Source organism: Curvibacter sp. GW821-FHT01G03, assembly GCF_059422285.1.
On the sequence record NZ_JBWKWP010000009.1, the window covers coordinates 79,645 to 104,989 of the forward strand.

Consider the following 25,345-nt stretch of genomic DNA (forward strand, 5'->3'; position numbering starts at 1 on the left):
GCTGCACCGCTCTGGGGCATGGCAGGGGACCGGGGCGGTACCCGGAGGCCCGCGACAGGATCAGACCAAGGAGTTCAGCACGCATGAGGGCATCCGAAAGACCCATCGGGCAGAGCGGTTCAAGTGGCCCCAGCGGGCCAGGTGGCCCATTGGGCCAGCCCGCCTTGCTCTCGGCCGGGCCGGACGTCGACGCGCCCGTGAGCGCCGATGCCGGCGCGCCGCAGCAGGTGGTCAAGATCCGCCGCGATTACAACAGCTGGGTGGTGCGCGAGACGCTGGAGGACTACGCCTTGCGCTTTGCGCCGCAGCGCTTTCGGCGCTGGTCGATCTTCCGGGTGGCCAACACCGCCTTCGGGGCCGCCTCGTTCCTGATCCTGGAGGCCGTGGGCGCCACCTTGCTGGTTCAGTATGGCTTCGAGAACGCCCTGTGGGCCATTCTGGCCACCGGCCTGGTGATCTTTCTGGCCGGCCTGCCCATCAGCGTGTACGCGGCGCGCTACGGCGTGGACATGGACTTGCTGACCCGTGGCGCGGGTTTTGGCTACATCGGGTCGACGCTGACCTCGCTGATCTATGCCTCGTTCACCTTCATCTTTTTTGCACTGGAGGCGGCCGTCATGGCCTATGCGCTGGAGCTGGCGCTGGGCATCCCGCCGTCCTGGGGCTACCTGGTGTGTGCGCTGGTGGTGATTCCGCTGGTGACGCACGGGGTGTCGGTGATCAGCCGCCTTCAGGTCTGGACCCAACCGCTGTGGATCGTGATGCTGGTGGTGCCCTTTGTGGCGGTGCTGCTGCGCGATCCTGGTGCGTTTGCCGGCATCACGCACTACGGTGGTGAGGGGCGGGATTTTGCGGGCTTTGATTTGCACCTGTTTGGTGCGGCATCGACGGTGGGGATTGCGCTGATCACCCAGATGGGCGAGCAGGCCGACTACCTGCGCTTCATGCCCCGGCCCGACCCGGCGCACCCGGGGCGGTGGTGGGCGGGCGTGCTGGGCGGCGGGCCGGGCTGGGTCTTGGTGGGCGTGGCCAAGATGCTGGGCGGGGCCCTGCTGGCCTACCTGGCCATCACCCACATGGTGCCGCCCGACCGGGCGGTGGACCCCAACCAGATGTACCTGGCCGCCTATGAGTATGTGTTTCCGCGCTATGGCTGGGCGGTGGCGGCGACGGCCATCTTCGTGGTGCTGTCGCAGCTCAAGATCAACGTGACCAACGCCTATGCGGGGTCGCTGGCGTGGTCCAACTTCTTTTCGCGCGTCACCCACAGCCACCCGGGGCGGGTGGTGTGGGTGGTGTTCAACACCCTGATCGCCTTCATGCTGATGGAGATGAATGTGTTCGAGGCCCTGGGCGATGTGCTGGGGCTGTACTCGAACATCGCCATCGCCTGGATGATGACGGTGGTGGCCGATCTGGTGATCAACAAGCCCCTGGGCCTGAGCCCGCCGGGCATCGAGTTCAAGCGGGCGCATCTGTACGACATCAACCCGGTGGGGGTGGGGGCCATGGCCCTGGCCTCGGCCCTGTCGGTGAGCGCCCACCTGGGGCTGTTCGGGCCCTTGGCCCAGGCCTTCTCGGCCCTGATCGCCTTGGGCACGGCCCTGCTGACCTCGCCACTGCTGGCCTGGCTGACCGGGGGGCGCTACTACATCGCCCGCCACAGCGAGGCCCCCCCTGTGGCGGGGGCCGACCCCAGCACCGCCCTGCGCCGCTGCGTGATCTGCGAGAGCGAGTACGAGGCCCCCGACATGGCCCATTGCCCAGCCTACCGCGGGCCGATCTGCTCGCTGTGCTGCACGCTGGACGCGCGCTGTGGTGATCTGTGCAAGCCCCACGCCAGCCTGTCGGCCCAGTGGTCGGGGGCCTTGCGCTGGCTGCTGCCGCGCCGCATCTGGCCCTACCTGGACACCGGGCTGGGCCATTTTCTGTTGCTGATGCTGATCATCGTGCCGCTGCTGGCCACGGTGTTCGGCCTGCTCTACCACCAGGAGTTGCGCACCCTGGGCGACATGCTGCCGGCCGAGCCGCTGGGGCAGCTGTCGCTGCGCACCGGCTTTCTCAAGGCCTACATGGCCATGCTGGTGATTGCGGGCATCGTGGCCTGGTGGCTGGTGCTGGCGCACAAAAGCCGCCAGGTGGCGCAGGAGGAGTCGAACCGCCAGACCCGCCTGCTGATGCGCGAGATCGAGCTGCACCGCCAGACCGACGAGGCCCTGCAGACCGCACGCCAGGTGGCCGAGCGGGCGCGCCAGCAGGCCGACCAGGCCAATCAGGCCAAGAGCCGCTACATCAGCGCCATCAGCCATGAGCTGCGCACGCCACTCAACAGCATCCTGGGCTATGCCCAGCTGATGGGCGAGGACCCCGGCGTGCCGCCGCACCGCAGGCAGGCGGTGAACGTGATCCGGCGCGGCGGCGAACACCTGCTGACCCTGATCGAGGGCACGCTGGATGTGGCGCGCATCGAGTCCGGCAAGATGACGCTGGAGGTCCGCCCCATGCGCTTTGCCGACTTCGTGCACGACGTGGCGGGCCTGTTCGAGCTGCAGGCGGCGGCCAAGGGCCTGCGCTTCCAGTTCGAGGCCCAGGGCGAGTTGCCCGAGGTGGTGCGCGCCGACGAAAAGCGCCTGCGCCAGATCCTGATCAACCTGCTGGGCAATGCGATCAAGTTCACGGCCCGCGGTCAGGTCACGTTCCGGGTGCGCCACGGCCGCGAAATGGCCACGCTGGAGGTGCATGACACTGGACCGGGCATGAGCGCGGCCGAGTTGCAGCGCATCTTCGAGCCTTTTGCACGTGGCACCACGGCCAGTGCCGGCTCGGGCGGGGCCGGCCTGGGCCTGACCATCGCCAAGATGCTGACCGACCTCATGGGCGGCGAGTTGTCGGTGGACAGCACGCCCGGTCAGGGCTCGGTGTTCCGGGTACGGCTGTTTTTGCCCGAGGTGCACGACAGCGCCCTGCAGCACCCGCCGGCCCAGGCGCCAGCCGCAGCGCAGCGCTCCGGATACCTGGGGCCGCGCCGGCGCCTGCTGGTGGTGGACAACGAAGAGCCCGACCGCGAACTGCTGGTGCAACTGCTGCAGCCCCTGGGGTTTGAGTTGCGCACCGCCGCCAGCGGCCACGATGCGCTGGACCTGCTGGCCGCCGGCTACGCGCCCGATGCGGTGTTCATGGACCTGGCCATGCCCGGCATCGATGGTTGGGAGACCGTGCGCCGCCTGCGTGCCGCGGGCCATACCCGGGCCCAGGTGGCCATCGTGTCGGCCAATGCCTTCGACAAGGGCCTGGAGAACGACGTGGCCATTGCGCCTGAGGATTTTCTGGTCAAGCCTGTGCGCCACAGCGAGCTGCTCGACTGGCTGGAGCGGCGCCTGGGCCTGGTTTGGCAGGGGCCGGGCCAGGCCCAGGACGCTTCGGACGAGGCCAAGCCGGCCCAGATGGGCGTGGAGGCCGAGCCCCTCACGGAGCCCCCGCCCGACGCCGGTGCCCGTCCGAGCGAGCCTCGCCTGAAGGTGTTGCTGGAGGCCGTGACGTTGGGCTACTACCGCGGCGTGATGAACGCCCTGGCCGACATCGAACGCCACGAGCCCACCTGTGCGGCCTGGGTCGAGGGTTTGCGCCCGCTGGCGCGGGGCTTCCAGTTTGAAGCGCTGGCCGAGGCCATCACGGCACAATCGACCTCTTCTGCTTCAGAGCCCGCCCGCCCGACCCCGCCACCATGAACGCGCCCTCTTACGATCAGACCCTGGACCGTGCCAACAGCGATGTGGTGCTGGTGGTGGACGACGTGCCCGACAACCTGGCCATGCTGCACGACGCGCTGGACGAGTCGGGCTACACCGTGCTGGTGGCCACTTCGGGCGAGGCCGCGCTGCAACGCGCCAGCCAGGCCCTGCCGGATGTGGTGCTGCTGGACGCCATGATGCCGGGCATGGATGGCTTTGAAGTGGCCCGCCGCCTGAAGGCCGAGCCGCGCACGGCGCACATCCCCATCATTTTCATGACCGGGCTCACCGAGACCGAGCACCTGGTGGCGGCGCTGGAGAGCGGTGGCGTGGACTACGTGACCAAGCCCATCAAGCCCAAGGAGGTGCTGGCCCGCATGAGCGTGCATCTGCAGGGCGCTCGCCAGGCGCGGCAGGCGGCGCGGCAGGCAGGGCAGGCGCGCAATGCCCTCGATGCCTTTGGCTACGCCAGCATCACCGTGCGGGTGAGCGATGGGCGGCTGATGTGGCAGACCCCGTTGGCGCGTGATCTGCTGATGCGTTACTTTGGCACGGCGGCACCGGTCACGCCCGAGCCGGTGGTGAGCTGGCTGAGGCGCCACCTGCCTGACGCCCAGGCCAGCATCGAGCCGCCGCGCCTGAATCACGACCAGGGCCCGCGCCGGCTCACCTTCCGCCTGCACCAGCAGACCGGCGACAGCGAGGGCGGTGGTGACTGGCTGATCGTGATGCAAGAGGTGTCGGACGACGCGGTGATCGAGGCCATGAGCCTGAGCTTCAAGCTCACGGCGCGCGAGGCCGAGGTGCTTTACTGGGTGGTCAAGGGCAAGATCAACCGCGACATCGGCGACATCCTGGGGGCCAGCCCGGCCACCGTGAAAAAGCACCTGGAGCGGGTGTACGCCAAGCTCGGCGTCGAAACCCGCACCGCGGCGGCCGGCATGGCCATGAACCGCATCCGGCAGTTGCACCCCCAGTTTGAGGGGTAAGGGCCCCAGCCCCGCCTGACGAGGCCGGGGCCTTCAGGGCTCGGCCACGGCAAACGCCGGATCGAAGCGGTCCAGGTCGCCGAACAGCGCCCGCACCAGGGCCGCGTCGCCACTGACTTCGATGGATCCGTCGTCGATGGCGTCGGCCAGACCGTCGGCACTGGCCAGGGCCCGCGACAGGGCGGCCCGCCGGCAGCGCAGGGTGGCCGTGGCCGCCGCGCCATGGCGGCCCGGGCGATGGCTCAAGGCCCCGTGGCTGAGGGTCAGTCGGTGCTCGCTGCCTTCGTCCAGCAGCAGCCAGTCGATTCGGGCCTGCAGGTGCGCCACTGCCGGGCCCTTGATGCGGATGGCCAGTTGGTCCAGCACGTGGGTCATGGGCAGCAGCGCCACCACGCCCTGCTGTGCGCCGCTGACCCTGCTTTGGGCTTTCGGTTTGCCCTGGCGCAACTCCCGGGCGGCCAACAGGTAGCTGTTGCGCCAGGTGGCCGATTCGCTCTGGTAGCCCAGTTGTTCGAGCGCGTTGGCGGCCAGGGCCCGGGCCTCGGCGTGGCTGGGGTCGGCAAAGACAGCGTGGTTCATCACCTGCACCACCCATCGGAAGTGGCCTTGCTGGTAGTCGCTGCGGGCCCGCGCCAGCGCGGCGTCCATGCCCCCCATGTACTCGATGTAACGGGCCCCGGCTTCGGTCGGGGGCAGTGGGTTCAGGTGGGCCGGGTTGCCGTCGTAGGGCCCCATGTAGTGGGCGTAAATGGCCTGCACGTTGTGCACCACGGCCCCGTAGTAGCCCCGGGTATGCCATTTTTTGTCCAGTCCCTGGGGCACCAGCAGTTGCTCTGCAATCTCGAGTGCGGTCAGGCCGTGTGCCATCAGGCGCAGGGTCTGGTCGTGCAGATAGCGGTACAGGTCGCGCTGCTCGGTCATGAAGGTGTTGACCCGCTCGGCGCCCCACACTGGCCAGTGGTGCTGGGCAAACACCACGTCCACCTGGCCGGCATAGCGGTCGAGGGCCTCGTCAAGGTAGCGCGCCCAGGCCAGGGCGTCGCGGGTCTTGGCGCCGCGCAAGGGGCACAGGTTGTGCAGCGTGTGGCAGGCGTTCTCGGCGGTGTTGAGGGCGCGCAGACCCGGAAAATACAGGTTCATCTCGGCCGGGGCCTCGGTGCCCGGCGTGAGCTGAAACTCGATCTCGATGCCGTCAATGAGCTGTCGCTGGCCCGAGGTGCTGATGCTGAGGGTGGGCGGAATCAGGCCGGCTGTGCCTTGGCCCACGGCCTTGCCCAGGCCACTGTCCACGTGCGACCGCACACCGGGGGGCAGTGTGGTGCCAAATTGGAACTGCGCGCGTCGTCGCATGGGCACGCCTGCCAGGATGTTCTCGGACACCACTTCTTCCATGAACTTGTCGGGGGCAATCACCGGCACCCTGCCGGCCAGCACGTCGGCCTCATCGAGCACGCCGCGCACCCCGCCGTAGTGGTCGATGTGGCTGTGGCTGTAGATCACGGCGCGCACCGGTCGGGCACCGCGGTGCTGGCGGTACAGGGCCAGTGCGGCCCGTGCGGATTCTTCAAAGGTCAGGGGGTCGATCACGATCAGGCCGGTGTCGCTCTCGATGAAGGTGATGTTGGCCAGGTCGAAACCCCGCACCTGGTAGATGCGGGGGGCGACCTCGAACAAGCCGTGCAGGTGGTTCAGCCGGGCCTGGCGCCACAGACTGGGGTTGACGCTGGGGGGCGCGCTGGCCTGATCGAGGAAGGCATAGGGGGCGAGGTTCCAGACCGGCGCCCCCTTGGCGCGCGGCACCAGCGCGTGCTCGACCGTGCCGATGAAGCCGCGCCGGGCATCGTCGAAATCGCCTTGGTCACCGAAATCGAGTTGGCTTTGCACCTGACGCTGGCGGGCTTCGGTGTGCGGGTGGGCTGGCTGGGCACCCAGGTCGGGTGCAGGGAGGGCCTGGGGCATCGAAAGCCTTTCAAAACAGGCAGGTTACGAGGAGCCATCCGGCCGCAGTGTGCAGTTGGGCCCTTGGCTCTGACCTCTGGTGCGGCTGCCTGGGCAGGTCGTGCCTTGTGGCCTGATTCACTCGGCCTTCAGACCGAGTTTGAGCACCAGTCGGCGCCACTCGGCCATGTCTTGCGTCAGGGTGGTGCGGAACTCGGCGGGGGTGATGGGGGGCAGCTCGGTCAGTTGCAGTTGGGCCAGACGCTGGCGCACGGCAGGGTTCTGGAAGGCCTGGTTCAGGCTGCTGTTGAGCTGGTTGATGATGGCCGCCGGCGTGCCGGCCGGTGCAAACAGGCCCAGCCACGAATAGGCCGTGAAGGGGTAGCCCGATTCGGTCAGCGTGGGTACCTGGGGCAGGGTGGGCATGCGGGCTTCGGCGCTCAGGGCCAGGGCCCGCAGGCGGCCCTGGCGCACCAGTTCGAGCGCCAGCGAAGCGTCGGCGAAGGCCGCGCTCACCTGGCCGGCGAGCAGGTCGTTGACACAGGCCGCACTGCCTTTGTAGGGCACGTGCACCAGGTCGAGCCCGGTGTCTTGCATCAGGCTGGCCATGGCCAGGTGACCGCCCGAACCCTGGCCCCATGAGCAGTAGCTCAGCTGTTGGGGGTGGGCCCGTGCATAGGCCAGGAACTCGGCCACCGTGTGCACGGGCAGGCGGGCAGACACCACCAGCAAGGTGCCACCCCGGCCGATCTGCATCACGGGCTCGAAGTCGCGCAAGGGGTCGTAGCCGGGCTTTTTGTACAGCAAGGGGTTGACCACCATGGTGGCCGCGTAGGTGAACAGCAGGTGGTAGCCGTCGGGCGCCGCTCGGGCCGCCAGGGCGTTGCCCAGCAGGCCGTTGGCCCCGGGGCGGTTGTCGACCACAAAGGCTTGGTGCAGTGCCTGGCCCAGCGCGTCGGCCAGCACCCGGGCCACGGCATCGGTGCCACCGCCCGCGCTGGTGGGCACGATCAGGGTCACGGGCCGTTGCGGGTAGCTCGGGCTGGCATCAGCGGCCACCGCCTGGGTTGCCAGCCCCAGCAGGGTGAGCGCGCCGACGGCACCGCTGCGCAGCCGTGCGGCCCATGTTGCCGAGGCAGGGGGCTGTGAAAGAGGGGGTGAAAGGCTGCGTTGGATCAGGCGGGTCATGGTGATCTCCGGCACAAGATAGGGGCATCAAGAGGATGTCAGTCGGGCAGGGCCTGCAGCGCCGGAGCGATCCAGTGCCTGGCTTCTGGGCGGGGGTGGTACAGGCGCATGACCAGGTAGAACGGGCCGGCGGGGGTGGGCAACCAGTGGGACGTTCCGGCAGGAGGCTGGTGTGCAAAGTGGATCAGCAGGCTGCCGTCGGGTTCGGGTCGCAGCCAGGGGCTGCGGTCACCGGCAGCATGGCGCCCCAAGGGGTTGTCGTACAGAAAACGGTCAGCGTCGTACAGCGTGACCGACCAGAACGCATCCGCCGGTGGCCAGTGACCGGGCTCGAAACGCAGGGTGTAGCGGCGCTGGCCATGAAGCGGGCGCAGGTCGCTGCTGAAATGGCTCGTGGCATAGACCGCCTCGTCGGGGCTGAGGGCCCCCAGGCCCATGCAGGCGGTGAGGGCGCGAGCCAGGTAATCGCTGCCATAGCGACCGATCACCGTGCTGGTACGCCAGGGCTGGGTGCCGTGGCCTTGGGGCATGCCGTCCAGCAATCGGATGGCTTCGGCAAAGCCCTGGGCCAGGCCTTCGCGGCACCAGGGGGCCAGGGTATTCCAGTCGAACCGGGGGTTGGCGCGCAAACCGGCCTGGGTGATCCAGCGCAGCAGATTCTGGTCTTGTGGCCGGCCCGGGGCCTCGTGCAGGGCTTGGCAGAAATGGGTGAAGAAGCCTGGAGCCAGGTCTTCACCCCGTACCGAAGGTTTGCGCAGGGCGTGCATCACGCTGGTGGTCGGGCCTTGCCAGCGGGCCACCGCCCAGGGCATGTGGGCCAGCGGGCTGTCGGTGTGCAGACGAATGTCCGATTGCAAGGCCTGGGCCGCCGGCAGGTCTTCACTGTCGCGCACCAGCACTCGGGCGATCAGCCACACCAGCCGGGTGGGGCAGGGCACGGTGCGGGCGCCGTCCGGCACCGCCCCGCCGTCGGGCCCCAGCAGCCAGACGGTTTCGCCTTCAGGGGCGCAGTTGAGCGGGCCCAGGTTCATGAAGTTCTCGGTGTAGGCGTCGTACAGCGCCAGCACGAAGTAGCGGCCCGGGTGGGCCGCCGAAGCCGGCACGCTGAGGCCCAGCGGGCCATCGGTCAGCGACAGCCAGGCATTGGTGTAGAGCAGGTCATGGGCCGGCGTCACCACGTCGCGCTGTTGTGCCGTGGCGGGGTGGTTGATGTGGATCAGTGTGTTGATGTCACGCCGGGTGGGCGACGGGACCTGGGTCTGCAGCGTGCAGGTACGGTAGATTTCTACCAGGGGGTAGGCAAACAGGGTGGCTCCCAGGCCGATGGCCCGGGCCAGGCTGACTTGCGGGGTGACGGCTTCGGGGGGCGCCAGGGAGAAGTCGAAGTTCAGGGGCATGGGGGCTTTCGGTGGGGGGCGGGGCGCGGCGCTGCGGGTTGGTGAGGATGCGGGGGGCGGGTTCAAAAGTCTTGCCGCAGGCCCAGCCCCAGCAGCCGCAGGTCGTGGCCGCTGTTGAGCGGGATGCTGACCCCGCCCAGGGTGGCCGAGGCATCGGCGCGGTTGTTCAAAACCATCCAGCGGGCGTACAGGCGGGTGCGCGGTGCCAGGTGGTAGTCCAGGCCCAGGCTCAGGGCCTGCTGGGTGCGCGGGCTGTGCTCGACCCGGCGCCAGACCGCTTCGATCAAGGCGGTGCTGTGGGGGCCCAGGCCCTGCTGCAGCCCCAGCGCGAGCAGGCGCGCCGAGGCCTGCCCGGGCTGGCTGTTGCCCAGGTGCATGAGGTGGGCGTGCAGGCTGCGCCCGGGCTGTCGCCAGGAGGCGCTCAGGGCCTGATGCTGGCTGTGGCCGCCAAGCGGGGCTGGGTTGGCGGCCTGCTGCCGCGCGTAGGACAGCGACAGCGGGCCTGGCTGCCACGACAGGGCGGCGCCACGCAGGCCGCTGCCGGCACCCGAGCTGGCGCCGGCGCCCGAGGCCCAGGCCAGGTCAAGCGCCCAGGGCTGGCCGGTCACGCTGGGGCTTCGGTAGCGCAGAAGGCCGTTGCCGCGGGCCGCAAAGGCTTGTTGGCCGGCTTGCGCATCGAGGCTGCCCATCAGGTGCAGGGGCGAAAACACGGCATTGAGCCCGAAGGGGTCGTGCCCGAACACGGCCAGGAACATGGGGGTGTATTGGCGGCCCATGTCGATCTGGCCCCAGGGGCCGGTCAGGCCCAGAGACGCCACCCGGTTGAACTGCAGCCCCCCGCCTGGTGCAGCCCCGGCGCCTGAGGTGGGCGACAGGCCTGCCTCGAGTTGAAATCGGCTGCTCAGCCCCCCACCCAGCGGCTCCGCGCCCCGCAGGGCGATCAGCGAGGCGTTGTGTCCGCCCTCCGCCAGGGCGGTGCCGGACATCGGCCCGGCCTGGACCCGCGCCAGGTAGGCGTCCAGCACCACGTTCAGGCTGAGCGCTGCGGCGCTGCTTTCGGTCTGGCCCCAGGCGCAGGCAGAGGCCGCCCAAAGCAGGGGCAGCAGGCCTGCGCACATGGCGGCCCTGGGGCATGGCAAGTCGAGCAGAGGGCGCATCTGTTCTGTCCATAGAGAGCTACCGTCAATGAAGCTGTCTGCGCCGGGGCGATCGAGCGCAGAAGGGGTAGACCTATGATGAAAAGTTCGATGCTGCAAATCTGTCAGTGCGCCGACAGAGACCCTCACATGGCGCCGGGATGGGCGCCGGAAAGCCCCCCATGACTCTCGAACCTATGCCCTTGCTGCCCCTCGCCAGGCAGTCAGCGCCAGGCAGTGAGCTTGAACTGATCGAACGATCTCTGCGCTGGAACGAGCTGTTCAGCCCTTGGCCTGACGAGGCCAGGCGCCGTCTCGCCAAAGAGGCCCGTCTGCGCACCTACCATCGGCGTACCCAGGTGCTGGCGCATGACCGCCACGCCCGGGATCTGCTGGCCGTGGTGTCAGGCTGTCTGGAGGTAGGTTGCGTGGATGCCGAGGGCCGCAAGTATGTGCATGGGCTGCTGGGGCCTGGCCATCTGGCCCCCTTGGTGCGTCTGCTCGAAGACGAGCCCCTGCCTTACGACTACCACGCCCATGAGGATTCGTTGATTGTTCACCTGGCTTGCGACGCGGTGCTGTCGGTGCTGGCCGAGCAGCCCCAGCTGTGGCGCGAGGTGGCCCGGCTGGGCCTGCAGCGCCAGCGTTACAGCTTGCAGGCGCTGCACGAACAGGTCTTGAGTGGTATCCCGCAGCGCTTGGTGGTGACCCTGCTGCGCCTGGTGGACTTTTATGGCGTGGCCGAGCCTGAAGGCCTGGCCCTGCGGGTGCGCTTGTCGCAGCATGACCTGGCGGCCATGCTGGGGGTGTCGCGCCAGACCATCAACCGCGAATTGGGCCTCTTGATCGAGCAAGGCATTCTGGACGCCACCTACAACCGCATCATCATCAAAGACCTGGCGCGGCTGAAGGATCGAGTCCAGTTGCCCTGAACCCGCCCCATGGCCCTGAATGCCCCGTGCGCTGGCGCTGCCGCCAGGGCGTGGCAGCGTGGGGGCCGCGTGGGCTCAGGGGTAGAGGCCGCGTTCCTGACGGGCGGTCAAGATGCGTTCGCAGGCCACGGCAAAGGTGGCGGTGCGCAGCGTGATCTTGTGGCGGTCGGCCGTGTCCCAGATCTGCTGCAGGGCATTGCCCATGATGCGGTCCAGGCGCTGGTTGATCTCGTCCTCGTCCCAGAAGAAGCTGGAGAAATCTTGCACCCACTCGAAGTAACTCACGGTGACGCCGCCGGCATTGCAGATCACGTCGGGCACCACCAGCACGCCCCGGCTGGCCAGGATGTCGTCCGCTTCGGGCACGGTGGGCCCGTTGGCGCCTTCGAGCACCAGGCGGGCCTTGAGGCGCTGGGCCCGGGCTGCGGTGATCTGGCCCTCCAGGGCCGCCGGGATCAGGATGTCCACCGGCAGATCCCAGAACTCTTCGTCGGCAATCGCCTCGCCGCCAGCAAAGCCGGCCACGCCGCGGGTACGGGACTGTGGCAGCAACTGACTCAGATCGAAGCCGTTGGGGTTGTAGATGGTGCCGGTGTGATCTTGCACCGCCACGATCTTGGCGCCAGCCTCGGCAAACAGTTCAGCGGCCACCGAGCCCACGTTGCCAAAGCCTTGCACCGCGATGCGTGCCCCCTGCAGGTTCAGTCCCAGGCGGCGGGCGGCTTCGCGACCCGTCACGAACACGCCACGGCCGGTGGCCTTGACCCGGCCCAGCGAGCCACCCAGGTGGATGGGCTTGCCCGTGACCACGCCGGTGGCGGTGGTGCCGGTGTTCATCGAGTAGGTGTCCATCATCCAGGCCATGATCTGGGCGTTGGTGTTGACGTCGGGGGCCGGGATGTCTTGTTGCGGGCCAATGATCACGCCGATCTCGCTGGTGTAGCGGCGGGTGACCTTTTCAAGCTCTTGCTGCGACAGCTGCTTGGGGTCGACGCGGATGCCGCCCTTGGCGCCGCCGTAGGGCAGGTTGACGGCCGCGCACTTCACGGTCATCCAGGCCGACAGGGCCATCACTTCTTCCAGTGTCACATCGGGGTGGAAACGCACGCCCCCTTTGCCCGGGCCACGCGACAGGTTGTGCTGCACGCGATAGCCCTCGAAATGGGCGATGCGGCCGTCATCCATCTCGATGGGCACGTCCACGATCAGAGCGCGCTTGGGGCGCTTCAAGGTTTCCGACCAGCGAGCCAGGGGGCCGAGATAAGGCAGCACGCGGTCGACTTGAGACAGGTAGGTTCCCCAGGGGCTGTTGGCGGTGGGGTGGACATAGGAGAGGGGCTGATTCATGCGGATCTCGCTTGGGTGAACAGAGCCTCTACGGTACGCCCGGTGTTGATCAGTCGCCAAGGGTTATGCACGCCGTGAGGCGGGTTATGCCGTGCCGTTCATGCCGGATATGCAGAGGGTTATGCGCGAGACGCCATGACGCCGGCATTTTGATTTATGTCAATTTTGTTCTTCCAGTGAATAAGCGCGGTTTCCTAGCCGTTTTCGGGGGCTTGCGGATAGAGGTTCCACTCTAGAGTGGATGCGAGCGTTTTAACTCCCAACCCCACCCCACCCGTTACCACAGGAGGCCTACATGGCTGCAGTGATGAGCTCGTTTCCCGTTTCAGACATCATCGTTCCCGACCCCAGGGTTGCCGGCATCGATCCGGTGCCCGAAGGCGCGACTGCGACGACGGTGCAACATCTGCCCTTCACGGTGCGGCTGGTGCGCACGGAAGACGAGCTGGCCAAAGCCGTGGCTGTGCGTCACGCCGCCTATGCACGGCACCTGCCGGTGTTTGCCGAGCAACTGAGGCAGCCTGAGTTGTCCGATTTCAACTCGGACGCCGTGGTCCTGCTGGCCGAGTCACGGCTTGATGGCTCACCTTTGGGCACCATGCGCATCCAGACCAACCGGAACGATGCGCTGCCGCTGGAGCAGTCGGTGCGTTTGCCTGAATGGCTGCACCGGCGTCGCCTGGCTGAGGCCGTGCGCCTGGGCATCAAGGATGGGGTGGCCGGCCACCTGGTCAAGACCGTCCTGTTCAAGGCCTTCTATCTGTATTGTGTGCAGTCTCAGGTGGACTGCATGGTGATTGCCGGACGCCCGCCAATTGATCGCCAGTACAAGCGCCTGCTGTTTTCCGATGTCTTTCCTGAGTTGGGTTGTGTGCCGCTGAAACATGCGGGCAATCTGCCCCACCGGGTGATGTCCCTGAAAGTGGCGGACGTGGAGCCCCTGTGGCGTGCTTCACAGCACCCGCTGTACGATTTCTTCTTTCATACCTGTCACCCGGACATTGAGATTGAACAGGAAGCGGCTGTTGTGAGGCCGGCGCTGCAGCCCATGTCAGTGCGGCGCTCAACTGCCGAGGTTCATCTTGCGGCCCAGTGAGCCGGGTGGGATCAGGTCGGATGGCAGTTTGCGCTGCTCTTCCAGGCCGGCGACCATGGCCTTCAAGCCCTCGTCCTGAATGAAGTCGGCCGAGGCATCTCCTTGCAACATGTCGTTCGGATCGCGCGATTTCGAGATGATGAAGCCTTGCACGTAATCCACCCCGATGTCGGCCAGCGTTTGCACTGTGGCCGGGTCTTCGGCCCACTCGGCGATGGTCTTCATCCCGAGGTTGCGCGCCAGGCTGACGATGGCCTCGACGATGGCCACATTGGCCGGGTGCTGGTTCATGTTGACGATGAAATTGCCGTCGATCTTGAGCAGATCGGCCGGCAGATCTCGCAAGTACGAGAACGAGGTGTAGCCGGCCCCGAAGTCGTCCAGCGCCACCTTGGCGCCCAGGCTGCGCACCCGGTCGACAAAGCGCCGGGTGTTCTCCAGGTCGTGCAGGGCGACGCTTTCGGTGATCTCCAGGCACAGGCTATTGACGATGGTCGCATGGCGCTGGAGCATCTGGAAGACCTCCTGCACAAAGCGCTCGTCATTGAGCGAAGCGCCGCTGAGGTTCATGCAGACGAACAGGGTCTGCTTCAGCCGACTCTGGTTGGCCTCGATCCAGCTCAGCGTCTGCGAGAGCACCCAACGATCGATCACGCCCATGCGGCCGCTGAACTCGGCCGCTGCAATCAAGCGCGAGGTCGGTGTGAGCTGTCCCTTGCTGTCGCGCATCCTGAGCAGAACTTCAAAATTCAGCGATTTGAACGGGGCATCCAGCGACATGATGGGCTGCATTTCCAGGAACAGCCCCTCGGGCGCTTCACCGGTGGCCGAGAGCTGCTCCACCAGGCGCATCTCTGCCTGGTGTTCCTGGAACAGGGGCGAGTTCTTTTCAAAAACCACCAGGTGATTGCCATGGCTTGCCTTGGCGTCACGACAGGCCCGGTCGGCGGTGGAGATCGCGTCCTTTGATTCGGTACCGAGCTGTACCTCGATCAGGCCGATGGAGCCGCGCACGTGAAAACTGCGGTCGCCCACCTTGTAGGGGCGGCTGCTGATGCTGTTGATGATGCCCTGGCACAGCAGAGTGGCGTGTGCAATGCGTGTCTGAGGCATGGTGACCAGGAACTCGTCACCGCCGACCCGGCCGATCGACATCTCGTTGGACAGCAGGTGGGTGACTCGGCTCACGACCTGGCGCAGCACCTCGTCGCCAGCAGCGTGCCCATACAAGTGGTTGATCAGCTTGAATCGGTCCAGATCCAGGTAGGCCAGTGCCAGCGATGCGCCTGGCCGGGTGTTCCAGACGGCTTCTTCCAACACATCCTGGATGGCAGTTCGGTTCAAGGCCTTGGTCAGTGCGTCGTGATGCGCCAGGAACTGAAGGTGGGCGGTGGCCCGCGAGCGCTCGGTGATGTCTTCCAGCGAACCTTCGATGTGCTCGCCCGCCAGGGTCGCCTTGACCAAAAATTTGCTGGCGTTGTCACTGCGCCGGTCGCGGGTGCTCTGGACCTCGATTTCGGCATTCACCCGGGCGTTGAGCATGTGCTGCAGGCGCAGCCAGGAGTCCGGGCCGAAATACTGGTCCCAGCGGTTGCTGCCAGGGGCCAGCACCGCGGGGCCCAGGGCCGAGATCAACGTCGGATTGGCACTCAGAAACGCGCCGTGGCTGTCCAGCGTGAACAGGCCGATGGGTAGTGCCTCATAGGTCTGTTGCAGTTTGGCCTGAGCCTGCAGTCGACGGGTGTGCTCATCACGCATCTGGGCTGCGATGGCCAGAGAGGCCAGCAGGCTGGACGACAGCGCTGCCGTGACGCTGTTGACCGAGCCGATCAGGGACTTGTAGCCCAAGGCTGCGGCGATGACTTCATACAGGCTGGATGCCAGCATCACTGCAATGGAGGCTCCGTACCAGGCGGCTACCGTGGACCTCGTGGACAGCAGGATCCTGAGCAAGTAGAACACCAGCGTCGCACAAGTGATGGTGGCGCAGACCCAGAGCATGGGTAGAAAGGTTGGGAAGCCCAGAAACAACGAGCACGCCAGGACAGGGGGACACGACCATTGCGTAAATCGCATCAGCCACGACCCATCGACCTCCTTCAGATGTTCCTTGAACAGACTCTTGTACAGCGTGACGGTGACCACATAGATCAGGGCCACCGTGATCAGCCTGACACGCTGGATCCATTCCGCCGGGATGGTCATGTCCAGCCATTGGGTGTCCCAGCCCGCTGACAAGGCCGCCATGCGAAGGTTGATGGTCAGCCAGATGGCGAACAGCAGGTAGGTGCTGTTGCGATTGATCAAGGCCGTGATCAGGACGAACACGGACAGCACGATCAGGCCTCCGTCGAGCAGGCCTGAGTTGCGTTCGTAGGATCGGGCCGCGATGGCCAGATCGGCGTTCTTCCACAGCTCCACCGTGAGCCGGGCAGGGCCGATGAACTGGGCCTGGCAGGTCAGTTCGAGATCGGCTCGCCCCTCGGGCACGGGGTAGGCAAAGGCCCTGCGGGAGGCGATCAGATCACCTTGAAGTTGTTCACGTGTGGCCTGTCCGACGGATCGCATGTCAAGGCGGTCCCAACATGCCAGGCTTATCAAATGGCGAGATGGAAACTCAACAGTTTCATTTCTCTCATTTTCTTTTCGATGCAGGCTGAACTGGAACCAGACCGGATTTTCGGACAGTCGGGTATCGAAGAATTCGAAGCTGGGGGCCTTTGCCAGTTGGCGATCTGCCTTCAGAGGGTCTGAAGTCGCGCGCTCTTGAAGTTGGGCCTTGAAGCTCAGCCGGTGGCTCTCCACCTCAGGGTGCGCTGAAGGCCAGACCCACATCGCCCAGAGAGAAAACAGGGCAATCGCGACCGGCAACAGATAGGCCGAGAAGCCAAACAGGCCCCGGTAGATCCACCGATCGAGTCGCTGGAATGCAGTGGTGGTCACGGTTGCTGGCAGCGCATGGATCGCTTGAGAAGTGGTGGGGCGACGGGGTTGGCTCGGGACAAGCTTTACTGATGAATCTGGCAAAAACGGCTTCAAACATTATGAAGTGTTTGGGCCTCATCAGTTCGACAGACGGTTGCTTTGATGTAGCTCACGGAGTGATTTCAGGGTCGAAGCTGTTGGGCTGACGCCACGTTGCATCCAGGTGGCCCGGGCAGATCCGGTTCGACCTTGTAGCGCCGCATACGCCACCCGGCGTATTTCCGCATCGCGCCCCGGTTCCTACGATCACTTCCGTCGTCACTGATTTCCCAGGCACCCGCCGCAGTGACGCAACGATCCAACCTCAACCGGAGTCCCCTCATGCAACGTCGCTTCACCCTCAAGGCCCTCACCGCCGCCGTCGCGCTGGCGGGCATCAGCGCCATCCCGGCCCACGCCGCCGAAGACACCATCAAGGTCGGCGTGCTGCACAGCCTGTCGGGCACCATGGCCATTTCTGAAACCGTGTTGAAAGACACCGTGCTGATGGCGATTGAAGAAATCAACGCCAAGGGTGGTGTGATGGGCAAGAAGCTTGAGCCCGTGGTGGTGGACCCGGCCTCCAACTGGCCGCTGTTTGCCGAGAAGACCAAGCAGCTGCTGACCCAGGACAAGGTGGCTGTGATCTTCGGCTGCTGGACCTCGGTGAGCCGCAAGTCGGTGCTGCCGGTGGTGGAAGAACTCAACGGCCTGCTGTTCTACCCCGTGCAATATGAAGGTGAGGAACTGAGCAAGAACGTGTTCTACACCGGTGCTGCGCCCAACCAGCAAGCCATTCCTGCGGTCGACTACCTGATGAGCAAGGATGGCGGTGCGGCCAAGCGTTGGGTGCTGCTGGGCACCGACTATGTGTACCCCCGTACCACCAACAAGATCCTGCGCGCCTACCTGAAGAGCAAGGGCGTGAAGGAATCCGACATCGACGAGAAGTACACCCCCTTCGGCCACTCTGACTACCAGACCATCGTGGCCGACATCAAGAAGTTCAGCCAGGGCGGCAAGACGGCCGTGGTGTCCACCATCAATGGCGACTCGAACGTGCCTTTCTACAAGGAACTGGGCAACGCCGGCCTGAAGGCCAAGGACGTGCCGGTGGTGGCCTTCTCGGTGGGTGAAGAAGAGCTGCGCGGCGTGGACACCAAGCCGCTGGTGGGCCACCTGGCCGCCTGGAACTACTTCATGTCGATCAAGAACCCGACCAACGACGAGTTCATCAAGAAGTGGAGCGCCTACGCCAAGGCCCACAACGTGGCTGGCCACAAGGACAAGCCGCTGACCAACGACCCGATGGAAGCCACCTACATCGGCATCAACATGTGGAAGCAGGCCGTCGAAAAGGCCAAGAGCACCGATGTTGACAAGGTGATTGCCGCCATGGCCGGCCAGACCTTCAAGGCCCCGAGCGGCATCGTGTCCAAGATGGATGAGAAGAACCACCACCTGCACAAGTCGGTGTTCATCGGCGAAGTGAAGGCTGACGGCCAGTTCAACGTGGTCTGGAAGACCCCGGGCCCGGTCAAGGCCAAGCCCTGGAGCCCCTACATCGAAGGCAACGACAAGAAGGCCGACGAGCCTGAAAAGAAGTAAGGACCTGACGAGGCCTGACGCAGGGTTGACCACCGACCCTGCTCAGCGCGTGTTCAAGGTCTTAGACCGACCTGCAACCCGCCTTGCAGGTCCCCGGGGCGCCGCGCCGGCCATGCGGCCGGGTGCGGCGCCCGAACCTGATTGCCGAGGCGCCATGCTGACCCGATTTCTCCTCTTACTTGCTGCCGTGCTGACCAGCCTGCAGGCCCATGCCCTGGAGCCCGCACTGGCCCAGGCGCTGGCCGCTGGCGACACCGACGCCCGCATCGAAGCCCTGGCCAAGGCCACGGCCAACCCCGACGAAAAAACCGTGGCCCTGATCCAGGCCCTGGCCGACGACGCCGTCAAGATCAAGGCGGGCGACAAGTCCGTGCAGGTCTGGCTGGTCCGCGATGGCAAGGCCATCGACCCCGCCACCGGCGCTGAAAGCGCCGTGCCCGACGATGCCGAAGACGTCATCAACAACAACCGCATGCGCGCTGAGCTCGATGCCGCGCTGGCCGGCCTCAAGCTGCTCTCGCCCGACGAGAAACTGCGCCGCGAGGCCCTCAAGACCCTGGAGGCGGAAACCGACGAAGCCCGCCTGCCCCTGATTGAAAAAGCACTGGCCGCCGAAAGCGTGGCCAGCCTGAAAGAGCAGCTGACCCTGGTGCGCGCCCGCATCCTGCTGGGCAGCGCCGACCGGGCCAGGCGCCTGGAGGCGGCCCGCCTGCTGGGCGACAGCCACAACGCCAGCACCAAGACCGTGCTGGTGGAGCGTCTGAAAGACGAGGCCGACCCCGAGGTCAAGGGCGTGATCCAGGTTTCGCTGCAGAAGATCGAGGCCTCGCTGGTCTGGAGTGACCGCCTGGGCGCGCTGTTTTCGGGCATCAGCCTGGGCTCCATCCTCCTGCTTGTGGCCCTGGGGCTGGCCATCACCTACGGGCTGATGGGCGTCATCAACATGGCGCATGGCGAGCTGATGATGATTGGTGCCTACGCCACCTATGTGGTGCAGGGCCTGTTCCAGAAGTACTTGCCCGGTGCCTTCGATTGGTACCTGCTGGCTGCGGTGCCGGTCTCTTTTGCTGCCTCGGCCCTGATGGGCGCCGCGCTGGAGCGCAGCGTGCTGCGTTTCCTGTACGGTCGCCCGCTCGAAACCCTGCTGGCCACCTGGGGCATCAGCCTGATGCTGATGCAGTTGGTGCGTTCGGTCTTCGGTGCCCAGAACGTGGGCGTGGAAAACCCCAGCTGGATGAGTGGTGGCGTGGTGCTCATGGGCAATCTGCAACTGCCCTGGAACCGCATCATCATCATCGCCTTTGCCGCCGCCGTGCTGCTGGCCATGGCCTTCCTGATCGGCAAGACCCGCCTGGGCCTGTTTGTGCGCGGCGTCACGCAGAACCGCCCGATCGCCTCATGCATGGGCGTCAACACGGCCCGCATCGACACCTATGCCTTCGCACTGGGCTCGGGCATTGCCGGTCTGGCCGGCTGTGCGCTCAGCCAGGTGGGCAATGTGGGGCCTGACCTGGGCCAGGGCTACATCGTGGACTCGTTCATGGTGGTGGTGCTGGGCGGGGTGGGCCAATTGGCCGGCACCGTTTACGCCGCGCTGGGCCTGGGCATCCTGAACAAATTCCTCGAAGGCATCGCCGGGGCCGTGCTGGCCAAGATCGCGGTGCTGGTGTTCATCATCGTCTTCATCCAGAAGCGCCCGCAAGGCATCTTCGCGATGAAGGGCCGCTCCGCCGAAGCCTGAACCAGGAGCGAACTCCATGACCATGAGCATGACCCCCTCTTCACGCACCTCCTCATCCTTCACCCTGCCGGCGCCAGCGCCTTTGCTGACCGGCGCCGGTTGGGGCGCCTTCCTGCTGGCCCTGATCGTGGTCTGCGCCGTGGCGCCCGCTCTGAATCTGCTGGTGCCGGTCGACAGTGCCCTGCACCTCAGCGACTACGCCGTGGCGCTGGTCGGCAAGATCATGTGCTACGCCATCGTGGCCCTGGCCATGGACCTGATCTGGGGCTACACCGGCATCCTGAGCCTGGGCCACGGCCTGTTCTTTGCCCTGGGCGGCTATGTGATGGGCATGTACCTGATGCGCCAGATCGGCCGCGACGGCAACTACAAGAGCGACCTGCCCGACTTCATGGTGTTCCTTGACTGGAAGGCCCTGCCCTGGCATTGGGCGCTGTCCGACAGCTTTGTGGCCACCCTGCTGCTGATCGTGCTGGTGCCCGGCCTGGTGGCGTTGGTGTTCGGTTTCTTCGCCTTCCGCTCGCGCATCAAGGGGGTGTACTTCTCGATCATCACCCAGGCCCTGACCTTTGCGGCCATGCTGCTGTTCTTCCGCAACGAAACCGGCTTTGGCGGCAACAACGGCTTCACCGATTTCAAGCGCATCCTCGGCCTGCCGATCGCCACCCCCAGCATGCGCATGACGCTGTTCGTGCTGACCGGGCTCACGCTGCTGGGCTTCTTCCTGATGGCGCGCTGGCTGATTCGCAGCAAGTTCGGCCGTGTGCTGCAGGCCATCCGCGACGCCGAGAGCCGGGTCATGTTCTCGGGCTACAACCCGCTGCCCTACAAGCTGACCATCTGGACGCTGTCGGCCGTGATGTGCGGTGTGGCCGGGGCCCTGTATGTGCCCCAGGTGGGCATCATCAACCCCAGCGAGATGAGCACCGCCGCCTCGATCGAGATGGCCGTGTGGGCTGCGGTGGGAGGGCGTGCCACCCTGATCGGGCCGGTGATCGGGGCCTTCATCGTCAATGGTGCCAAAAGCTGGCTGACCGTGACGGCGCCCGAGTTCTGGCTGTATTTCCTGGGGGCGCTGTTCATTGCGGTGACCCTGTACCTGCCGCATGGGGTGGTGGGCCTGGTGAAGAAGATTCGTGAAGGGGGCGCCAAATGACGCCAGATCTGTTGGAACAGGGCGCTCGCCGCGTCGAAGCCCGCATGGCCGCCCTGGAAAGCGGCAAGAACAACACCGAATCGGGGGGCCGCACGGCCGGCTTTGGCCGCGTCATGGTGCCCGGTGAGGTGGACGTGAGCCACGGCCGCATCCTGTACCTGGAGGATGTGAGCGTGAGCTTTGATGGCTTCAAGGCCATCAACAAGCTGTCGCTGGACATCGCTCCTGGCGAGTTGCGCTGCATCATCGGGCCCAATGGCGCCGGCAAGACCACGATGATGGACATCATCACCGGCAAGACCCGGCCCGATGAGGGCAAGGTGTTTTTCGGCAGCACCATCGACCTGCTGCGCTACCGCGAAGCCGAGATCGCCCAGTTGGGCATCGGGCGCAAGTTCCAGAAGCCCACGGTGTTCGAGCACCTGACGGTGTTCGAGAACCTGGAGCTGGCGCTCAAAACCCACAAGGGCGTGCGGGCCTCGATGTTCTTCAAGCTCGACTCGGCCCAGAAAGACCGCCTGGCCGAAGTGCTTCACACCATCCACCTGGCCGATTCGGTGAGCCGGCTCTCGGGCAACCTGAGCCACGGCCAGAAGCAATGGCTGGAGATCGGCATGTTGCTGATGCAAGACCCCAAGCTGCTGCTGCTCGACGAACCCGTGGCCGGCATGACCGACGAAGAGACCGCCCGCACGGCCGAGCTGTTCCTCACGCTGAAGGGCAAGCATTCGCTGATGGTGGTGGAGCACGACATGAGCTTCATCCGGACCATTTCTGACATCGTCACGGTGCTGTGCGATGGGTCGGTGTTGGCGCAGGGCACGCTGGATCAGGTGCAGGCGGATGAGCGGGTGATTGAGGTTTATCTTGGAAGGTGAGGGTTTGTTGATGTTTGGCGTCTGCCCTTCGGTGCGCTTTCTTCCTGCTGCTCTTTGTTTGAGGGCGGAGGCCGGGATTGCGGCCCGGCGGCCGCCTCACTTTCTTTGCTTCGCCAAAGAAAGTAAGCAAAGAAAGGCGACCCGAAGTCAGGGCCACTTCGTGGTTCCCTGCGCTGCTCGCGCCAGGGGGGTCCCCGCTAAACTCGCTGCGCTCAAACAGACGCGGGGCCTGATCCCCCTGTCGCTGCGCTGCTCGGCCCTGCCCCACGGGGCAAGCGGGATCGGGGGCGGGCGAGCTTGCGAAGGCACTGACGAAATCAGTAACCCTGGTGCATCCAGCAGCGCTGGTGCGCATCTGTTTGAAGTGTTGGGCAGAGCGCCTGTGCACCCCCGCGCTGCGAAGCAGCCGCGCCCTCCGATTGAAACAAACAGGCGCCGCTGCGCAGCAGCAGCCGTTGGCTCCCGATCCCCACCTCCCGTCGGGCACGGCGAGCAGCGCAGACTTGGGCGGATAAGGGCTCGCGTCTGTTTGAGCGCTAGCGAGTTTAGCGAGACCCCGCCCAAGTTGAGCAGCGCAGCGGACCCTGCGCAGCAGGGCGTGCACGTCGGGTCGCCTTTCTTTGCTTACTTTCTTTGGCGAGACAAAGAAAGTGAGGCGCCCGCCGGGGCGCAATCCCGGCCTCCGCCCTGCAACGAACAGCAGACCCATCAGAGCGCAGCGGCGCCGCTGACCCCTTCGACGACCCCTCACCCGGCAGAGCCAGAGAAACACCCATGCTGACCGTCAAGAACATCAACCAGTACTACGGCGGCTCCCACATCCTGCGTGACGTGAGCCTGCAAACCACCCTCGGCAAAGTCACCGTGCTGCTGGGCCGCAACGGCGTCGGCAAGACCACCCTGCTGAAAAGCCTGATGGGCCTGGTGCCCATCAAGACCGGCAGCATCGAGTTCGACGGCCGGGCCATCGAAAAGGCCACGCCCTATGAGCGAGCCCGGGCCGGCATCGGCTTTGTGCCCCAGGGGCGCGAGATCTTTGCCCGCCTCACGGTCGAAGAGAACCTGCGCATGGGCCTGGCCTACAAGCCGGGCAGCACCCCGGTGCCAGCCGAGCTGTATGAGCTGTTTCCGGTGCTCAAGCAGATGCTGCACCGGCGTGGCGGTGACCTGTCGGGCGGGCAGCAGCAGCAGCTCGCCATCGCCCGGGCCCTGGCCGCCGGGCCGCGCCTGCTGATCCTGGATGAGCCCACCGAAGGCATCCAGCCCAGCATCATCAAGGACATCGGCCGCGTCATCCGCATGCTGGCCGACCGGGGCGACATGGCCATCCTGCTGTGCGAGCAGTATTACGATTTTGCCGAGGAGCTGGCCGACGACTACCTGGTCATGGAGCGCGGCGAGGTGATCGCCCGGGGCCCGGGCAGCGAGATGGCTGACAAGGGCATCCGGCAGCTGGTGGCGATCTGATCAGGTCGGGCCCTGTGGCAGGGCCTTCAGCAACCGAGCTGCTCGGCCAGGTGCAGCAGGCTGGTGCCGTGCAGCTCATTGCCGGGCTGGGGTGAGCTGTCCTTGGGGTGAGCCGCGCCATGCTCCAGCGGGCGCTCGATGTAGGCCGTGCGCAGGCCGCACTGGCGCGCCGCGGCCAGGTCGTCGTGGTGGGTGGCCACCAGCATCACCTGATGGGGCGCCACGTCGAACACCTGGGCCACGCCCAGGTAGGTGGCCGGGTCGGGTTTGTAAGCCCGGAACACCTCGGCACTCAGAATGCAGTCCCAGGGCAGGCCGGCGCGTTTGGCCATGTTGGTCAGCAGGCCCAGATTGCCGTTGGACAAGGTGCACAGGGTGTAGCGCTGCTTCAGTCGGTGCAGGCCGGCCACGCTGTCGGGCCAGGGGTTCAGGCGGTGCCAGGCGCGGTTCAGGTGCTGGCGCGCCGCCTCGTCGAGGTGATCCAGGCCGAAGCGGGGCAGCAGCTCGTCCAGGATCATCCGGTGCAGCTCGTCGATGCGCGTCCAGCCCAGCTCGCCGCTCATGACCCGTGCCATGGCGGGTTTGTAGCCGGCCCGCCAGGCGTTGGCGAAGGCGTCGCCATCGGTGCCTGGAGACAGGGCTTCGACCTCGGCGCGAAGGCTGCCGTGCCAGTCGACCACGGTGCCGAAGATGTCAAAGGCCAGCACCTGAAGCCCGGCGGTGACGGGGTTGGCTGGGCGCTCAGTGGCAGGGTTGGGGGTCATGCGGGGCCTCCGGGTTGGTTGCACACTTTAAGCCCGTCGCGGCTCGGCCACCCCTACATGGCCCAGATGCGCGGTGGGGTGCTGCCCAGTTGCCACAGCTGGGTACGCCAGCGGGCCCAGACCGCGCGCAGCAACTGCATCACCGGTTCGACCTGCGGGCCCAGCACGCGCACCACCACCACCTGCTCGTTGGGGCAGGTGGCGCCGCTCCAGTCGGCCAGGGTGTGGCCGGCACTGGCTTCGCGGGCCAGGGCCAGGGCCTGTTCGCTGCGTTGGCGGCCCAGGGCGCTGCCGGCCACCAGGAACAGCGAGCCTACGCAGCGCTGGCCGGCCAGGCCCAGCGGGCTTTGCAGCAGCCGCGTGTCGGTGGCCGCAATGCGGCCCCGCTCCAGCCACACGCCGGGCAGCTCGATGTGCTGGGCAAAGCTGCCCTGCGCGAAGGGTTGGTCGGCATGGGGCAGGCCCAGGGCGGTGATGTCCCAGCCCATCAGCTCGGCCCCGGGGGCCAGTTCCATGCGCAGTTCGTTGCGGGCCTCGCAGGCGTTGTAGGCCAGGGCCTCCAGCGGCAGCCATTCAAGGCGAGCGCCCTCGGCCAGTTGCAGGTGGGTGCGCTGCAGGGCAGGCTCACCCAGGGATCGGTAGAAACGGGTGGCACCCGGTGTCGTCACCAGACCGTGCGCGCCGGGTTCCACCTGAACGCGGATGTCCAGCGTGTCGCCCCCCACCAGGCCTCCGGGGGGGTGCACCAGCACGTTGTGGCAGATCGGGCCCTCGGGGTAGAGGCTTTTGAGAATGCGCAGCGGCCCATCATGCTGGTGGTGAGCCACGGTGCGGCGGGCAGGGGCTTCGGCGTCGGCCCCGGATCCGGCGGGGCTGGCTTGCAGGCGGTATTGGAGATCGAGTCGGGCGTGCCAGGACATGCGTTGGAGTGTAGGGGAGCCGAAGAGGCCTCAGAGGGTCAGGGCCGACATGGCGCACGATTGCGCAGGATTGCGGCGCTTTCCTCAGGGCCT

The 25,345-nt window shown here is 66.2% G+C and carries 17 protein-coding genes; 9 read left to right on the forward strand and 8 right to left on the reverse strand.

Going from position 1 to position 25,345, the window contains the following annotated elements; genetic code table 11:
* The first annotated feature begins 83 nt into the window (after positions 1–83).
* Both AC07VS_RS14550 and AC07VS_RS14555 read left to right on the forward strand, forming a co-directional pair.
* The gene (locus tag AC07VS_RS14550; RefSeq protein ID WP_494751312.1) at positions 84–3,728 is read left to right on the forward strand and encodes a hybrid sensor histidine kinase/response regulator; all 3,645 of its coding nucleotides are present in this window, start codon (positions 84–86) and stop codon (positions 3,726–3,728) included.
* Positions 3,725–4,720, forward strand: a complete 996-nt coding sequence (locus tag AC07VS_RS14555) for a response regulator transcription factor (protein WP_027478163.1) — start codon at positions 3,725–3,727, stop codon at positions 4,718–4,720. Before AC07VS_RS14550 ends, AC07VS_RS14555 begins: the two co-directional genes overlap by 4 nt.
* A gap of 33 nt (positions 4,721–4,753) precedes the next feature.
* On the opposite strand, the gene AC07VS_RS14560 is transcribed toward AC07VS_RS14555, so the two are convergent.
* From AC07VS_RS14560 to AC07VS_RS14575, 4 genes are all read right to left on the reverse strand, one after another.
* A complete protein-coding gene (locus AC07VS_RS14560) occupies positions 4,754–6,679 on the reverse strand; it encodes an alkyl/aryl-sulfatase (RefSeq protein WP_494751313.1) in 1,926 nt (641 codons plus the stop codon).
* A gap of 117 nt (positions 6,680–6,796) precedes the next feature.
* On the reverse strand, positions 6,797–7,846 hold the full coding sequence (locus AC07VS_RS14565; RefSeq protein ID WP_494751314.1) for a Bug family tripartite tricarboxylate transporter substrate binding protein: 1,050 nt from the start codon (positions 7,844–7,846) through the stop codon (positions 6,797–6,799).
* A 38-nt stretch (positions 7,847–7,884) separates the two neighbouring features.
* A complete protein-coding gene (locus AC07VS_RS14570) occupies positions 7,885–9,243 on the reverse strand; it encodes a DUF1254 domain-containing protein (protein WP_494751315.1) in 1,359 nt (452 codons plus the stop codon).
* Between the two features lie 62 nt (positions 9,244–9,305).
* The gene (locus AC07VS_RS14575; RefSeq protein ID WP_494751316.1) at positions 9,306–10,400 is read right to left on the reverse strand and encodes a porin; all 1,095 of its coding nucleotides are present in this window, start codon (positions 10,398–10,400) and stop codon (positions 9,306–9,308) included.
* Positions 10,401–10,561: 161 nt separating this feature from the next.
* Here AC07VS_RS14575 and AC07VS_RS14580 point away from each other — a divergent pair, with 161 nt between their 5' ends.
* Positions 10,562–11,311 carry a Crp/Fnr family transcriptional regulator gene (locus AC07VS_RS14580; protein WP_494656987.1) on the forward strand — a complete coding sequence of 250 codons (750 nt, stop codon included), beginning with the start codon at positions 10,562–10,564 and terminating at the stop codon, positions 11,309–11,311.
* 75 nt (positions 11,312–11,386) lie between these two features.
* On the opposite strand, the gene AC07VS_RS14585 is transcribed toward AC07VS_RS14580, so the two are convergent.
* On the reverse strand, positions 11,387–12,658 hold the full coding sequence (locus AC07VS_RS14585) for a Glu/Leu/Phe/Val family dehydrogenase (RefSeq protein WP_492349829.1): 1,272 nt from the start codon (positions 12,656–12,658) through the stop codon (positions 11,387–11,389).
* Positions 12,659–12,953: 295 nt separating this feature from the next.
* On the opposite strand from AC07VS_RS14585, the gene AC07VS_RS14590 reads away from it, so the two are divergent.
* A complete protein-coding gene (locus AC07VS_RS14590; protein ID WP_492349828.1) occupies positions 12,954–13,754 on the forward strand; it encodes an N-acyl amino acid synthase FeeM domain-containing protein in 801 nt (266 codons plus the stop codon).
* Here AC07VS_RS14590 and AC07VS_RS14595 read toward each other — a convergent pair.
* Entirely contained in the window at positions 13,722–16,322 is a 2,601-nt protein-coding gene (locus AC07VS_RS14595) for an EAL domain-containing protein (protein WP_494656986.1), read from the reverse strand. The genes AC07VS_RS14590 and AC07VS_RS14595 overlap by 33 nt on opposite strands.
* Positions 16,323–17,060: 738 nt before the next feature.
* On the opposite strand from AC07VS_RS14595, the gene urtA reads away from it, so the two are divergent.
* The 5 genes from urtA (at position 17,061) to urtE (ending at position 23,568) form a co-directional block, all read left to right on the forward strand.
* Positions 17,061–18,326, forward strand: coding sequence for an urea ABC transporter substrate-binding protein (urtA, locus tag AC07VS_RS14600; RefSeq protein ID WP_492349826.1), 1,266 nt, complete (start codon positions 17,061–17,063; stop codon positions 18,324–18,326).
* Between the two features lie 154 nt (positions 18,327–18,480).
* Positions 18,481–20,067: an urea ABC transporter permease subunit UrtB gene (gene urtB / locus AC07VS_RS14605; RefSeq protein WP_494656985.1), complete on the forward strand. Its 1,587-nt coding sequence runs from the start codon at positions 18,481–18,483 to the stop codon at positions 20,065–20,067.
* 28 nt (positions 20,068–20,095) lie between these two features.
* Entirely contained in the window at positions 20,096–21,223 is a 1,128-nt protein-coding gene (gene urtC, locus AC07VS_RS14610) for an urea ABC transporter permease subunit UrtC (protein ID WP_492349824.1), read from the forward strand.
* Complete coding sequence (urtD, locus tag AC07VS_RS14615; RefSeq protein ID WP_494656984.1) at positions 21,220–22,101, forward strand: urea ABC transporter ATP-binding protein UrtD; 882 nt, start codon at positions 21,220–21,222, stop codon at positions 22,099–22,101. The genes urtC and urtD overlap by 4 nt, the downstream gene beginning before the upstream one ends.
* Positions 22,102–22,875: 774 nt before the next feature.
* Positions 22,876–23,568, forward strand: coding sequence for an urea ABC transporter ATP-binding subunit UrtE (gene urtE, locus AC07VS_RS14620; protein ID WP_492347813.1), 693 nt, complete (start codon positions 22,876–22,878; stop codon positions 23,566–23,568).
* 26 nt (positions 23,569–23,594) lie between these two features.
* Here urtE and AC07VS_RS14625 read toward each other — a convergent pair whose 3' ends face one another.
* A complete protein-coding gene (locus tag AC07VS_RS14625) occupies positions 23,595–24,332 on the reverse strand; it encodes a haloacid dehalogenase type II (RefSeq protein WP_494751317.1) in 738 nt (245 codons plus the stop codon).
* A gap of 53 nt (positions 24,333–24,385) precedes the next feature.
* On the reverse strand, positions 24,386–25,252 hold the full coding sequence (locus AC07VS_RS14630; RefSeq protein ID WP_494751318.1) for an urease accessory protein UreD: 867 nt from the start codon (positions 25,250–25,252) through the stop codon (positions 24,386–24,388).
* Between the last annotated feature and the right edge of the window lie 93 nt (positions 25,253–25,345).

Bases quoted from the DNA above. Each gene is read 5' to 3' on its own strand.
- AC07VS_RS14550 (WP_494751312.1), top strand. From the start codon at position 84: ATGAGGGCATCCGAAAGACCCATCGGGCAGAGCGGTTCAAGTGGCCCC.
- AC07VS_RS14555 (WP_027478163.1), top strand. From the start codon at position 3,725: ATGAACGCGCCCTCTTACGATCAGACCCTGGACCGTGCCAACAGCGAT.
- AC07VS_RS14560 (WP_494751313.1), bottom strand. From the start codon at position 6,679: ATGCCCCAGGCCCTCCCTGCACCCGACCTGGGTGCCCAGCCAGCCCAC.
- AC07VS_RS14565 (WP_494751314.1), bottom strand. From the start codon at position 7,846: ATGACCCGCCTGATCCAACGCAGCCTTTCACCCCCTCTTTCACAGCCC.
- AC07VS_RS14570 (WP_494751315.1), bottom strand. From the start codon at position 9,243: ATGCCCCTGAACTTCGACTTCTCCCTGGCGCCCCCCGAAGCCGTCACC.
- AC07VS_RS14575 (WP_494751316.1), bottom strand. From the start codon at position 10,400: ATGCGCCCTCTGCTCGACTTGCCATGCCCCAGGGCCGCCATGTGCGCA.
- AC07VS_RS14580 (WP_494656987.1), top strand. From the start codon at position 10,562: ATGACTCTCGAACCTATGCCCTTGCTGCCCCTCGCCAGGCAGTCAGCG.
- AC07VS_RS14585 (WP_492349829.1), bottom strand. From the start codon at position 12,658: ATGAATCAGCCCCTCTCCTATGTCCACCCCACCGCCAACAGCCCCTGG.
- AC07VS_RS14590 (WP_492349828.1), top strand. From the start codon at position 12,954: ATGGCTGCAGTGATGAGCTCGTTTCCCGTTTCAGACATCATCGTTCCC.
- AC07VS_RS14595 (WP_494656986.1), bottom strand. From the start codon at position 16,322: ATGCGATCCGTCGGACAGGCCACACGTGAACAACTTCAAGGTGATCTG.
- urtA (WP_492349826.1), top strand. From the start codon at position 17,061: ATGCAACGTCGCTTCACCCTCAAGGCCCTCACCGCCGCCGTCGCGCTG.
- urtB (WP_494656985.1), top strand. From the start codon at position 18,481: ATGCTGACCCGATTTCTCCTCTTACTTGCTGCCGTGCTGACCAGCCTG.
- urtC (WP_492349824.1), top strand. From the start codon at position 20,096: ATGACCCCCTCTTCACGCACCTCCTCATCCTTCACCCTGCCGGCGCCA.
- urtD (WP_494656984.1), top strand. From the start codon at position 21,220: ATGACGCCAGATCTGTTGGAACAGGGCGCTCGCCGCGTCGAAGCCCGC.
- urtE (WP_492347813.1), top strand. From the start codon at position 22,876: ATGCTGACCGTCAAGAACATCAACCAGTACTACGGCGGCTCCCACATC.
- AC07VS_RS14625 (WP_494751317.1), bottom strand. From the start codon at position 24,332: ATGACCCCCAACCCTGCCACTGAGCGCCCAGCCAACCCCGTCACCGCC.
- AC07VS_RS14630 (WP_494751318.1), bottom strand. From the start codon at position 25,252: ATGTCCTGGCACGCCCGACTCGATCTCCAATACCGCCTGCAAGCCAGC.